The 13317-nt window shown below is 57.8% G+C and carries 13 protein-coding genes and 1 riboswitch; of the genes, 7 read left to right on the forward strand and 6 right to left on the reverse strand.

The window, feature by feature from the left end:
* Positions 1-44 precede the first annotated feature (44 nt).
* Together modB and modC are read left to right on the forward strand one after the other, a co-directional pair.
* Positions 45-746, forward strand: a complete 702-nt coding sequence (modB, locus tag DSM25558_RS06070; RefSeq protein WP_077102866.1) for a molybdate ABC transporter permease subunit — start codon at positions 45-47, stop codon at positions 744-746.
* Positions 743-1819 (forward strand): molybdenum ABC transporter ATP-binding protein, encoded by a 1077-nt coding sequence (gene modC / locus DSM25558_RS06075; protein ID WP_077102868.1) that lies wholly within the window; start codon positions 743-745, stop codon positions 1817-1819. Before modB ends, modC begins: the two co-directional genes overlap by 4 nt.
* On the opposite strand, the gene DSM25558_RS06080 is transcribed toward modC, so the two are convergent.
* The 6 genes from DSM25558_RS06080 to thiC all read right to left on the reverse strand — a co-directional run bounded on the left by DSM25558_RS06080 (position 1813) and on the right by thiC (position 7005).
* Positions 1813-2181 (reverse strand): winged helix-turn-helix domain-containing protein, encoded by a 369-nt coding sequence (locus DSM25558_RS06080; RefSeq protein ID WP_077102870.1) that lies wholly within the window; start codon positions 2179-2181, stop codon positions 1813-1815. The two genes, modC and DSM25558_RS06080, sit on opposite strands and share 7 nt — an antisense overlap.
* Positions 2178-3176 carry a P1 family peptidase gene (locus DSM25558_RS06085; protein WP_077102872.1) on the reverse strand — a complete coding sequence of 333 codons (999 nt, stop codon included), beginning with the start codon at positions 3174-3176 and terminating at the stop codon, positions 2178-2180. Before DSM25558_RS06085 ends, DSM25558_RS06080 begins: the two co-directional genes overlap by 4 nt.
* A gap of 65 nt (positions 3177-3241) precedes the next feature.
* On the reverse strand, positions 3242-4015 hold the full coding sequence (locus DSM25558_RS06090) for a thiazole synthase (protein WP_077102873.1): 774 nt from the start codon (positions 4013-4015) through the stop codon (positions 3242-3244).
* A 3-nt stretch (positions 4016-4018) separates the two neighbouring features.
* Positions 4019-4216, reverse strand: coding sequence for a sulfur carrier protein ThiS (gene thiS / locus DSM25558_RS06095; RefSeq protein ID WP_077102875.1), 198 nt, complete (start codon positions 4214-4216; stop codon positions 4019-4021).
* The gene (thiO, locus tag DSM25558_RS06100) at positions 4185-5180 is read right to left on the reverse strand and encodes a glycine oxidase ThiO (RefSeq protein WP_077102877.1); all 996 of its coding nucleotides are present in this window, start codon (positions 5178-5180) and stop codon (positions 4185-4187) included. Before thiO ends, thiS begins: the two co-directional genes overlap by 32 nt.
* A 1-nt stretch (position 5181) precedes the next feature.
* Positions 5182-7005, reverse strand: coding sequence for a phosphomethylpyrimidine synthase ThiC (gene thiC, locus DSM25558_RS06105; RefSeq protein WP_077102879.1), 1824 nt, complete (start codon positions 7003-7005; stop codon positions 5182-5184).
* 99 nt (positions 7006-7104) lie between these two features.
* Positions 7105-7216, reverse strand: a riboswitch (TPP riboswitch).
* A gap of 165 nt (positions 7217-7381) precedes the next feature.
* Here thiC and DSM25558_RS06110 point away from each other — a divergent pair.
* The 5 genes from DSM25558_RS06110 to DSM25558_RS06130 are packed head-to-tail and all read left to right on the forward strand — an operon-like array spanning position 7382 to position 13177.
* Positions 7382-7633: an acyl carrier protein gene (locus DSM25558_RS06110; protein WP_067645693.1), complete on the forward strand. Its 252-nt coding sequence runs from the start codon at positions 7382-7384 to the stop codon at positions 7631-7633.
* A complete protein-coding gene (locus DSM25558_RS06115; protein ID WP_077102881.1) occupies positions 7633-8814 on the forward strand; it encodes an acyl-CoA dehydrogenase family protein in 1182 nt (393 codons plus the stop codon). Before DSM25558_RS06110 ends, DSM25558_RS06115 begins: the two co-directional genes overlap by 1 nt.
* 4 nt (positions 8815-8818) lie before the next feature.
* The gene (locus tag DSM25558_RS06120; protein WP_077102883.1) at positions 8819-9727 is read left to right on the forward strand and encodes an amino acid--[acyl-carrier-protein] ligase; all 909 of its coding nucleotides are present in this window, start codon (positions 8819-8821) and stop codon (positions 9725-9727) included.
* Between the two features lie 7 nt (positions 9728-9734).
* On the forward strand, positions 9735-10721 hold the full coding sequence (locus DSM25558_RS06125; RefSeq protein WP_077102885.1) for a DUF1839 family protein: 987 nt from the start codon (positions 9735-9737) through the stop codon (positions 10719-10721).
* Positions 10718-13177 (forward strand): glycoside hydrolase family 2 protein, encoded by a 2460-nt coding sequence (locus DSM25558_RS06130; protein ID WP_077102887.1) that lies wholly within the window; start codon positions 10718-10720, stop codon positions 13175-13177. Before DSM25558_RS06125 ends, DSM25558_RS06130 begins: the two co-directional genes overlap by 4 nt.
* Positions 13178-13317: the final 140 nt, after the last annotated feature.

Consider the following 13317-nt stretch of genomic DNA (forward strand, 5'->3'; position numbering starts at 1 on the left):
TCCGGCAATCGTCGGGGCCATCACCTTTTGACGGGAATGGCGTATTGGACTGGCTCACCCTCAACGCGGAAGAATGGACGGCGATACGCCTAAGCCTCTGGGTGTCCAGCATCGCCATGTTCGCGAGCCTTCCCTTCGGCATATTGATCGCGCTTGCGCTGGCGCGCGGCCAGTTCTGGGGCAAATCGCTGCTCAATGGCATTGTGCATCTGCCGCTCATCCTGCCCCCGGTGGTGACCGGCTTCATCCTTCTCGTCACCTTCGGACGCCGTGGCGTTATTGGCCAATTTCTCGATCAGTATTTCGGCATCGTCTTTTCCTTTCGCTGGATAGGCGCGGCACTGGCCTGCGCCATCATGGCCTTTCCCCTAATGGTGCGCTCCATCCGCCTTTCAATCGAAGCGGTGGATCGCAAGCTGGAGGAAGCGGCCGGCACGCTGGGCGCTAGCCCAATCTGGGTGTTCCTAACCGTCACCCTGCCGCTCACCCTGCCCGGCATTATCGCTGGCATGATCCTCGCTTTTGCCAAGGCCATGGGGGAGTTCGGCGCAACCATCACCTTCGTCTCCAACATTCCCGGCGAAACGCAGACCTTGTCGGCCGCCATCTACACCTTCACCCAGGTTCCGGGTGGTGATGCTGGAGCGATGCGGCTGACGCTGGTTGCCATCGCCATCTCCATGGTCGCTCTGCTGGCCTCGGAATATCTGGCACGCATAGTTGGCAAAAGGGTGAATGCGGAATGACGCTGACACTCACTGTCAAACACCGGCTGGGTGCTTTCACGCTTGACGCGGACCTTACCGTTGGTAAAGGCGTGACCGCCCTGTTCGGCCGTTCCGGTTCCGGCAAAACCTCCGTCATCCGCATCATTGCGGGGCTGACGAAGCCCGATCACGGCACTTTGACGCTTGATGGAGCGGTGCTGGCAGACAGCGCCAAACGCCTTTTCACGCCCTGCCACAAACGCCGCTTCGGCACCGTCTTTCAGGAAGCACGCTTGTTTCCGCATCTCACCGTCGAGCAGAACTTGCATTATGGTCGCTGGTTTTCTGGCAAGGCAAGCAGCGCCACAGAAAGCGCAAAAATCATCGAGATGCTCGGCATCGGAGACCTGCTGAAGCGCCGCCCGGAAAAACTCTCAGGCGGGGAAAAACAGCGTGTGGCGATTGGCCGTGCGCTTTTGTCATCGCCGCGCCTGCTGTTGATGGATGAGCCGCTGGCCGCACTCGATGAGGCGCGCAAGGCGGAAATCATTCCCTATCTGGAACGGTTGCGGGACGAAACGAAAATTCCGATCATTTATGTCAGCCATTCCATCAGCGAAGTGTCGCGTCTTGCAGACCAGATCGTGGTGATGAAGGACGGCAAAGTCGAGGTCGCAGGCCCGGCAGCGGACATCCTCTCGCGCCCCGCTTTCACTGCCCAGTTGGAGCGCCGGGAGATCGGCAGCATTCTATCTGGCAGCGTTGAGGATTTCGATTCTGCGCACGGGCTTGCTACGATCAGGCTGGGCAAGGTGGCGTTACAAGTTCCCACATCGGCAGCTGAGGTCGGACACCGCGTTCGTGTCCACATCCCCGCCCGCGACGTGATGCTGGCGACGGTGACGCCGGAGGGGTTGAGCGCGCTCAACATTCTGGAGGGCCAAATCGCAAACATCGTGCTGTCGGCGGATGGCATGGCGATGGTGCAGGTGGATTGCGGTGGCGATATCATTGCGTCGCGTATCACTAAGCTGTCGGTCGAACGCCTGGCGCTGGAGCCGGGACAGCCGATCTTTGCCATCATCAAATCCGCAGCACTTGATCCTTACTGATCACGCTGTCTGTTCGCCTCAAGCCAATCGAGATCGGCTTTCAGGGTATCGTTCAAGCGCTGCTGCATGCCACGATAGCGCTCAAGCAATTCCTGCCCAAAGGCGGTCAAGCTAGCTCCCCCACCTTGGCTGCCGCCGCGCTGCGATTCGATCACCGGCTCCTTGAACATGTGGTTCAGCGCATCCACCAGCAGCCATGCCCGTCGATAGGACATATCCATGGCCCGCCCGGCAGCGGAAATGGAGCCGGTAGAGGCAATCAACTCCATCAGCTGAATTTTGCCCCGCCCAAGTCTATCGCCTGGTGGAAAATCAATGCGCAAAACCGTTTTCAGCGGCAATTTCTCGGTTTGATCGCTCATTCGGCACTCGCTCCGAAATGATCCCGCCAGGATTTTTGTGCTCCCTCATAGGGCAGAGCCGTCGCTTCATAAACGCCGCGCGCAATGGCACGGCTGACGACCATGCCTGCCAGATGGCAAAGCTCTGCAAAATCACTCGCGGCGCTCAATGCTCTTTTACCGGTTGCTGCCGCGAACATGGTGTCACCATCGCTGGCAAGATGTGACGGCAGAATGGCGCGGGTAAGCCCGCCATGCGCCATGATCGAAAGCCGATGCGCCTGCGATTTTGTGAGTACGGCATCCGTTACAACCGCACCGATTGTCGTTGCCGTTAGCGTCACACCTTTGATACGCATGGCAGTGTCGACAGGAGAAAACTGCGGCGGCAATCCAAGACCGCCGAATTCGTCGTCACGCTCGAAGGGGGCAGCCCAGAAATGCTGGCTTGTTCCCACAGTGGCGGAGCCCATTGCGTTAACCGCGACAATCGCCGCAACCTTATGACCGCCCGAAGTTACGGCACTGGCGGAGCCTAGCCCGCCCTTGAAAGTCGCAGTGGTAGCACCTGTGCCAGCTCCGACGCTGCCAAGCGCAAACGGCTGGTGAGTTACTGCCTTGAAGGCCTCATAACCCATATCGCGATAGGGCGAATGCAGGCCCCAATCCTTGTTGCCGCCATTCAGCAAATCCATCAGGATCGCCTGCGGCACGATGGGAACGTGGGTGGAGCCGACAGCAAGGCCACGCCCGATATCGCGAAGTCCGGATTGCACACCGCCTGCCGCATCCAGACCGAAAGCCGAACCGCCCGACAGCACGAAGGCATCGACCACATCCACCGTCATCGACGGGTCGAGCAGCGCCGTATCCCGCCCGCCCGGTGCGCCGCCAAGAACGCAGCCGGAGGCGATGGCAGGTTCGTCAAAGACGATGGCAGTGACGCCTGACCCAAGTTGGAGATCGGTGGCATGGCCGACAGCCACACCGTCGATAGCGATCAGCAGATTGTGCATGTTTTGGGTACCTCGTGAGGCTCATCCCTGCCGGTATCCCGCCGTCACCTCATCTTGTCAACGGCTCAGGAAAACACTGCCGTGCCGATAACGGGCGTAGACGGCACCGCCATATCGCGCGGCTCCAGCATGCCAGCAAGATAGGCCTCGCGCCCCGCCGTCACCGCCTTCGCAAAGGCACCCGCCATGATGACCGGATTTCCCGCACCCGCCACCGCCGTGTTGAGCAGCACGGCGTCGTAGCCCAACTCCATGACGGTCGCCGCATGGGATGGCCGTCCGAGACCGGCATCGACAATCATCGGCACCTCAGGAAAATGCGCGCGCATGGAGCGCAGAGCAGTAATGTTCAGCGGACCCATGGCGCTACCAATCGGTGCGCACCAGGGCATCAGCACCTTGCAACCGGCATCCACAAGTTTTTCCGCCACCACCAGATCATCGGTCGTGTAGGGAAACACCTCGAAACCGTCGTCGCTCAGAATGCGGGCCGCCTCCACCAGCGCAAAGACATCCGGCTGAAGCGTATCATGATTTCCGATCACCTCCAGCTTGATCCAGTTAGTCCTAAACACCTCCCGCGCCATCTTGGCCGTCAACACGGCTTCCTTGGCGGTGTGGCAACCGGCTGTGTTAGGCAGAATGCTTCGGTCCAACTCCCGAATCATCTCGAAAAACTGCCCACCCTGCTTGCCACCCGCCGTTTCCCGCCGCAGAGAAATCGTCAAGATATCCGTCTTGCTGGCGCGCACCGCATCCGCAAGAACGGCAGGAGATGGATACCGCGCAGTCCCGAGCAGCAGCCGCGACCCAACCTCACGTCCATAAAGTGTCAACATCGCCTATCCTCCCTGCATGGGTGAAAGAACTTCGATCCTATCGAATTCCTTCAACCGAAAATCATCGCGATCCTGCGCATGGACGAGATCGCCATTGACTGCCGTGGCCAGCCAGTCGCCTTCGTAATCCAGCGCGGTCAGCAGGTGTGAAAGTCTGTCGGTAGCAAGGTCATGCTCTTGCCCGTTGACGAGAATTTTCATGGGAAACCTCCTTTGACATCATAATATCGGTGGCCTGCCGCGCCATGGCTGGCGACAGTAGAAAGCCGTGCCGATGGGCACCGTTGATGAACAGCGTTCCTCGCCCTTCTCTGATCGCTGGAAGATTGTCGGCAAAGGCCGGGCGGATACCGGTGCCCGTCTCAATGATCTGCGCCTCACCAAAAGCGGGGTGTAGCGCGTAAGCCGCATTCAGCAATTCCATCATCGAACGGGCGGTGATCGGTCCCGCCTCATCCGTTTCGATCATCGTCGCGCCGACCATAAAGCGCCCTGCCTCGCGCGGCACAATGTAGAGCGGAATGCGCGGATGAAGCAGCCGCACGGGGCGTGACAGCTTCACCTCATAGGAAGAGAGATAAAGCATTTCACCGCGCACGCCGCGAAGTCCCGCAAGCTTGCCGGTCTGTGCCGCGCCGGTGCAATCGACCACGTGATCGAATGCACTCTCATCCATCGCTTCGCCGCCGAAGTGGAAGCCAACACCTATCGAAACAAGGCGTTCGTACAGTGCCGAGAGCGCCAGACGCGGGTCGAGATGCCCCTCGCTTTCAAAGAACAACCCACTACGAAAACGCCCGGCGAGGTCTGGCTCAAGCGCCGCAATCTCGTCCCCATCCACCCAACGATAGCCTGATGTGCGGGAGGCAAAGCGTGCAAGCTCTGCCTTGTCCCGTACCGAAGCCACGACCAGCGTGCCGTTTCGCTTCACCAGCCCCGGCGTCGCCTCCTCCCACCAGTCGAGCGCCGATTCGCCGAGCGTTAACACGGCTTCCTCAGCACTTTCGCGTTCACACCAGGGTGCCAGCATGCCGCCCGCGTACCAGGACGCACCGCGCCCTGGCTGCTCGGCGAGATCGCAAACTGCGATCTCCATTCCATGTCGGGCAAGCTCCAGCGCAGCCGTCAATCCGGCAACGCCTGCTCCATTGACGAGAATACGCATCTCATTCCCCTGCCACCGGTTTTTCCAATGGCATATAGAGATCACCACCCTGCTGGAATTTCTGCGCCATGGCCTCCAGACCTTCCTTCTGCGCCTCGGCGCGGATGTCATGCGAAATACGCATCGAGCAGAATTTCGGCCCACACATGGAGCAGAAATGCGCAACCTTATGCGCCTCCTTCGGCAAAGTCTCATCATGGAAAGACCGGGCCGTTTCCGGGTCGAGCGACAAGTTGAACTGATCTTCCCAGCGAAACTCGAAACGGGCGCGCGACAGCGCATTGTCACGGATCTGCGCTGCCGGATGCCCCTTGGCCAGATCTGCCGCGTGGGCTGCGATCTTGTAGGTGATGACACCGACCTTCACGTCATTACGATCCGGCAGACCGAGATGCTCCTTCGGCGTGACGTAGCAAAGCATAGCCGTGCCGAACCAGCCGATCATCGCCGCACCGATGCCTGACGTGATGTGGTCGTAGCCGGGCGCGATATCCGTGGTCAGCGGCCCCAGCGTATAGAAGGGCGCTTCGCCGCAGACCTTCAGCTGCTTGTCCATGTTTTCCTTGATCTTGTGCATCGGCACATGACCGGGGCCTTCAATCATGACCTGACAATCTTTCGCCCAGGCGATCTGCGTCAGCTCACCCAGCGTTTCCAACTCGGCAAATTGCGCCGCATCATTGGCATCAGCAATCGAGCCCGGGCGCAGACCGTCACCCAGTGAAAACGACACGTCATAGGCCCGGCAAATGTCGCAGATTTCCTCGAAATGCTCGTAAAGGAAAGATTCCTTGTGGTGATGCAGACACCACTTGGCCATGATCGACCCGCCACGCGACACAATGCCGGTGACGCGATTGACGGTGAGCGGGATGTAATGCAGCCGCACACCGGCATGAATGGTGAAGTAATCCACGCCCTGTTCGGCCTGCTCGATCAGCGTGTCGCGGAACACCTCCCAGGTCAGGTCTTCGGCAATGCCGTTGACCTTTTCCAGCGCCTGATAAAGCGGAACGGTTCCAATCGGCACAGGCGAGTTGCGGATGATCCATTCGCGGATATTGTGAATGTTGCGGCCGGTGGACAGGTCCATGACCGTATCGCCACCCCAGCGGATAGCCCAGACCATCTTGTCGACCTCATCCGCCATGGAGGAGGTAACGGCCGAGTTGCCGATATTGGCGTTGATCTTGACGAGGAAATTGCGACCGATGATCATCGGCTCGGCCTCGGGGTGGTTGATGTTGGCGGGAATGATCGCCCTGCCCGCAGCCACTTCCTGGCGCACGAATTCCGGCGTGACGAAATCGGGAATATTCGCGCCAAAACTTTCGCCATCGCGCATCAGCTTCTCCTTGATCGCCTCGCGGCCAAGGTTTTCACGTATGGCAATGAACTCCATTTCCGCCGTGATGATGCCAGCGCGGGCATAGGCAAGCTGCGTTACCGCCTTGCCATCCTTCGCTTTCAGCGGCTGGTGGCGTAGTGGAAACTCAGGCGTCAGGCGTTCGCCTGTGGCAAAACCATTATCCTCCGGTTTGACGTGACGACCGTCGTAAGCCTCCACATCGCCGCGCGCGACAACCCAGTCGTGACGCAAGCGCGGCAGACCACCGTCGATGCTGACGGCATGGGTGGGGTCAGTATAGGGACCGGAAGAATCATACACGATGACAGGTGGCTCGCCAGCGGTGGGATGTACGGCGATTTCTCGCATGGGCACGCGGATGTGTGGATGGATGATGCCGGGCTTGTAAACCTTGGTCGAAGCGGGCAGCGGACCTGTGGTAACGACAGGGGAGAGATTTTTAGCAGCAATGTTCATCGTGAGGCTCCAAAGCAAAAACAGTGGAGACCCAGTTCGAGCATGAAGACGAAAAACCACGGGAACGAATAGCGACGCATTCGGCAAGGCCGAACTGCTGTTCCCGCGTTTGCACCGTCCCTACGCCAGTATGAACTGGATCAGGTTCAACGGGTCACTGCGCGCGCTAGCAGTATCTCAGCCCCTTGCCGGAACTCCCCTGGTGAATGCTGCAATCAGAAACCCGACGCAGAAATTTGTCAAGCCATCTGTGGATGGCTGTCGAAAAACAGAAAGTTACGCTAAGTTAACCCATCCATTTATTTGAATGTTATTTTTTGGAGCGTAACTCGAAGAATGCGTTATGATGACGCGCTGTGAAGGGAGACTACTGAGAATGAATTCAACTATTCGTGAAATACTGTCGAAATTCGGCCAACTCCCGGTGCCGGTCGATACCATTGAAGATGAAGCTGACCTTTACGCAGCCGGACTTTCTTCTTTTGCATCCGTGCAACTGATGCTCGGCATAGAAGATGCGTTCGATATCGAGTTTCCCGATAGCATGCTCAACCGAAAGTCTTTTGCCAGCATCAAGGCGATCGAAGACACGGTCAAAACTATTCTCGATGGCAAAGAGGCGGCCTGATGAATCTGTCGGTCGCCCCGCCTGATGCAACGCTGACCGCGCGCGCCTCTCGCGTCGCGTCGATTGCCGCACGGCATGCCGACGATGTCGATACTGCCGCACGGTTTCCGATAGAGGCCGTTGAAGCGCTTCGGTCTGAACGGCTTTTGGGGATACAAGTGCCAGTTCATCTTGGCGGCGAGAGTGCAAGCATCGCGCAAATTGCCGATCTCTGCTGTATTCTTGGCCAATCCTGCTCCGCAACCGCGATGATTTTCGCCATGCACCACATCAAGGCATCCAGCCTTGTGGAACATGGCGAAGACAGCGAATGGCATATTGCCTTCATGCGCCGCGTGGCATCAGAACAACTGCTTTTGGCGTCTGCCACCACCGAAGGCGGCATCGGCGGAAACATGCGCAATTCCATCTGCGCCATTGAGGTCAGTGGCCCCGATTGCACCTTGGAAAAAGACGCCACGGTTATTTCTTACGGCGCGCATGCCGATGCCATTCTCATTACCTCGCGTGCCAATGCAGCAGCGGCACCGGCCGATCAGGTCATGACCGTTTTTCTGAAGGATCAATACACACTCGAGCGGACCCATATATGGGACACGCTTGGTATGCGCGGCACCTGTTCCGATGGCTTTCTGTTCAAGGGAAACGCACCTTCCGAGCAGATATTCTCCAAGCCTTTCGCTGAAATCGCAGCACAATCCATGCTGGCGACATCACATCTTTTGTGGAGCGGCGTCTGGTACGGCATTGCCTCCAACGCGGTTTTGCGGGCGCAAGCTTTCGTTCGTGCAGCCGCCCGTAAATCCCCTGGCGTAACGCCACCCGGTGCCATCCGTCTGGCAGAGGTATCGAGCAAGCTGCAGACTGTAAAATCGAACGTCATCGCCGGTCTCAAGGCCTATGAAGGCACCAAGTCCGATCCCGACAAGCTGATGTCGATGGGTTTTGCCATTGCCATGAACAACGTCAAGATTTGCTCGTCGGAAACTATTCTTGAGATCATCAATCATGCCATGCTGATCTGCGGCATCATGGGTTACAAAAACGGTACGCCTTACAGCTTAGGGCGGCATCTGCGTGATGCCCACTCCGCGCAACTGATGATCTCCAACGACAGAATTCTCAGCAACTCCGCCAATCTCCTGCTCGTCCAGAAGCAGGACACCAGCCTTTCGGGATAAGACCATGGACATGCAAACATCCTTTCTCGATCGCCTGTTTGAAAAGGGCCTGCTGATCGATACCGGCGTGGATGGCCTTTATGGCCGCAGCGGTCAGTTCGAAGATGTGATCGTCGCCTTTGAGCGCTTGATCGACAAGGTCGGCGGTCCAGACAAGGCTGAAGCCATCCGCTTCCCGCCCGGCATCAACCGCGCCTATTTCGAAAAAAGCGGCTATATGAAAAGCTTCCCGCAGCTTGCTGGCACAGTCCATTCCTTCTGCGGCTGCGAACTGGATCATGTCAGCCTGATCAAAAGCATGGACGAAGGCACGGACTGGACGAAAGACCAGAAGATCACCGACATCGTGCTGACGCCTGCTGCCTGCTACCCGCTGTATCCAACCATTGCCAAGCGCGGAAACCTGCCCGCTGGCGGCGGTCTTTACGACATTCAATCCTATTGCTTCCGCCATGAGCCTTCGAAGGACCCAGCCCGCCAGCAACTGTTCCGTATGCGCGAATATGTGTGCATGGGCACCGAAAGCGACGTGACGGAATTCCGTCAGCTGTGGATGGATCGCGGCGTGGACATGATGAAAAAGATCGGTCTCGATGTGAAGATCGATATCGCCAACGATCCGTTCTTCGGGCGTGCTGGCAAGATGCTGGCCAACAACCAGCGCGACCAGAACCTGAAATTCGAGCTGCTGATTCCGGTAACATCCACTACCAATCAGACCGCCTGCATGAGCTTCAACTATCATCAGGACGCTTTTGGAGCCAAATGGGGCCTGAACCTCGAAAACGGCGACGTTGCACACACGGCATGCGTCGGCTTCGGGCTGGAGCGCATTGCGCTGGCGCTGTTTGCCAAACATGGACTGGATGTCGAGGCATGGCCACAGCCGGTTCGAGACACGCTTTGGGGCTGAAGACGGCATGACGAGCATCTTTCCGGCCCTCAACGCTGAGACCTACGTTCCGCATCCGTTGCATTCGCTGGAGCGGATGTGGCCGGAAACCAATTGCTATGTCGATCTGTGGATCGAACTTCTGGCCTCAAGCAGTCTGCCGCCTGAAGCCATGCTCGGCTTTACGCTGGCCCAGGATTTTGAGGGCGACCAGTTCACTTTCTTCAAAGTGCCGCTGGAAGACCTCGAAGCGCTCTATGGCATCCGCGTCACCGAACTGGCTATTTTCGACAGGCTCGAAAGCCATATCGAAACGCAGTTGCAGCGCGGTCGTATCTGCCTGATCGAGATGGACAGCTTCTACATGCCGGATACACACGGCACCGCCTATCGCAAGGAACACGGCAAAACCACCGTCGCCGTCAACCGTATGGACATGGCAGGTCGGCAGTTGGAATATTTCCACAATGGCGGCTATTTCGCGCTGGAGGGAGACGACTTCTCCGGCATTTTCCAGCACCATCTGGCAGACGAAGACCTGCCCTTCCTGCCCTATACAGAATTTGCGAAATTTCCTGAAAAGCCAGTGTCCGATGTGGAAAGACGGGCGATAGCGCTGCGTCTTCTGGCATCGCATTTTTCAAGACGACCCACGCAAAATCCGATCAAAGCCTTCGCTGAAGTCTTTCCTGCGCAGGTGGAAAACGTGGCCGACCGGCCCTTCGGCTTTTTCCACAAGTATGCCTTCAACACGCTTCGGCAGTTTGGTGCGAACTTCGAACTGGCTGCCAGCCATCTGGAATGGTTGGGTGGTGAGCGACGCTTCGGCGAAGCATCTGCGCATGCACTTCGCATTTCGGAAGTGGCGAAAACCGTACAGTTTCAGCTTGCCCGCGCCATCGCCCGCCGCAAGTTTGATCCATTAGCCACCGCTCTTGATCCGGCGGTCGCGGCTTGGGAAGCACTGATGGCGGATTTGGAAACCTCGCTTGCCCAGACAAGCGAGGCCGCGTGACGGCTTCCTGCATCGATAAAGGGCAGTCTTTAAGCGAGGGCTGGACCCTGACGCTCACCGAGCCCGATGCCTATCTAACGCCGGTCGATATTCCTATCGATGCCGAGGAAATGACGGCACCCGTTCCCGGCACTGTTGCGCAGGCGCTGGAAACGCTGGGAAAGTTTGATCGCTTTCAACCAGAACCGCTGAACAACCTTGATGCCTGGTATCGACTGACATTGGTGTCTGGTGAGATCGGTCCGGCCATTCTGCGCTTTGAAGGACTGGCGACGATTGCCGAAATTTTCCTGAACGGCGCACTGGTTGCGCACTCCACCAGCATGTTCGAAGCACTGGATGTGGCCTTTGAACTAACCGGTGCCGACGAACTCGCCATCTGTTTTCGGGCCTTGGCACCACGCCTGGAAAAAACCGGACCCCGCGCCCGCTGGCGTCCGCAAATGATGAACTCTCAAGGCCTGCGGCTGATCAGAACGACAGCGCTCGGTCATATGCCCGGCTGGTGCCCGGAAATCCACGCCATCGGACCATGGCGACCTATTAGTTTGATCCGTGACAACAAGCGTGCATTCGAAATCCTGTCGTTTCAATCGCAACTGAATGAAGACGGCACTGGATTGCTGCATATCTCCGTCCGCAGCAAGTCCGCGGTCATAGAGCTGGAGTGCACGGGTGTTTGGGTGCCACTCCAGGCTGCGGCGGACAACACATTCAAAGGTGAACTAAGGCTCGAAAACATCGAGCCATGGTACCCCGCGACACACGGCAAGCCGGCGCTTTACGATGTGAACCTGCGCGTAGACGGCCAAACACAGCTGGCTGCAAGGACTGGTTTTCGCCGGATAGAGATCGACTATGGCGCGGATAAAAAGGGCTTTGGCCTGAAGATCAACGGCGAGCCAGTCTTCTGCCGTGGCGCGGTCTGGACGAATGCCGATATCGTCCGCCTGCCGGGTGACCGCGCAGATTACGAGCCCTGGCTTCGCCTCGCCGCTGAGGCCGGTATGAACATGATCCGCATCGGCGGCACCATGACTTATGAGACGCCGGAATTCTTCGCGATGTGCGATGAGCTTGGGCTGATGGTCTGGCAGGACATGATGCTGGCTAATTTCGATTATCCGGCTAAGGATGAGGCCTTTCTTGCCCATATCGAGCAGGAAATATCTCAGCTCCTTGCAAAAACTGCGCACTCCCCATCGCTAACCGTTCTGTGCGGTGGCAGCGAAATGTACCAGCAGGGCGCTATGCTGGGTTTATCGGAGCAGTTCTGGAAAGGTCCGCTGACGGAAGAGATTCTGCCTACACACGTCCGCCGTCTGCGACCTGATATTGCCTATGTGCCGAACTCCCCATTCGGCGGGGCGTTACCGTTCGTCCCGAATGAAAAAGTCGGCCACTATTACGGCGTCGGCGCCTATTGCAGGCCGCTGGAAGATGCGCGCCGCGCCGATGTGCGTTTTGCGGGTGAATGCCTTGCCTTCGCAAACGTCCCACATCAACGCACGCTCGACAAATACCTACCGGCAAAACCGGTTCACGATCCGAAATGGCGAGCCAGGGTGCCACGAGACAGAGGGGCGTCCTGGGACTTCGAGGACGTGCGCGACCACTATCTCAAGCTGCTTTATGATGTGGACCCGGTAATATTGCGAAGGGAGGATGTCGATCGCTATCTCGACTTTTCCCGCGCAACGATTGCCGAGGTCATGGAAGCGACGTTTGCGGAATGGCGGCGTGTCGGTTCAAACTGTCAGGGCGCGCTGGTGTGGACTTTGCAGGATTTGCTGCCCGGTCCCGGCTGGGGAGTTATCGATTCGACAGGCCAGCCGAAGTCTGCCTTCTACGGCCTGAAACGCGCGTTTCGGCCTCTGCAAATCAACCTCCTCGATGAGGGTACAAACGGTCTTGATATCCACCTCATCAATGAAACACCTGAAAATGTGGATGCGGTGATGGAAATCGCGTGTTTGCGCGATGGCCTCCAGCCGGTCGTCAGCGGCAGGCGTTCAATCAGTCTGCCAGCGCGCGCAAAGCAGGCGATTGCTGCGACCGACCTGTTCGGTGCATTTTTCGATACGACCTATGCCTATCGGTTCGGTCCACCATCACACGACGTCACGGTGGCAAAACTTCTGGATGCCCAAACCGGAGAATTGCTTGCCGACGCTTTCCATTTCCCAAGAGGCAGGCAAGCCGCTCTTCATCGTGCCAGCCTTGAAACCATCCTGACACAAACCGAAAACGGGCGGTGGATTTTGCATGTGACGACGGATCGTTTCGCGCATTCCGTCCAAATCGATGCTGACGGCTTCCGTCCCGCAGATGATGGCTTCCATCTTTCGCCGGGCGCAGGCAGACATGTCGAGCTTATCCCGTTCGGGTCTGCAAAAACCGAAATACCGCGCGGTGAAATTCGTATGCTGGGCAACGCCCAACTATTCCGTTTTTGAGGAATTGCGCTATAAGGCGCTTATTCATAATTCGTGAAAGAATGATCCGCGCCGTTTCCGGAGCCCCATCCCGCCTTTTCACGACAAAAGACGCATCTTCATTTATCTCTCTAATGTCCTTCGCCGTTACGCAACAGCGG

Origin of the sequence: Agrobacterium sp. DSM 25558 (genome assembly GCF_900100825.1) — a bacterium.
GTDB lineage: Bacteria > Pseudomonadota > Alphaproteobacteria > Rhizobiales > Rhizobiaceae > Agrobacterium.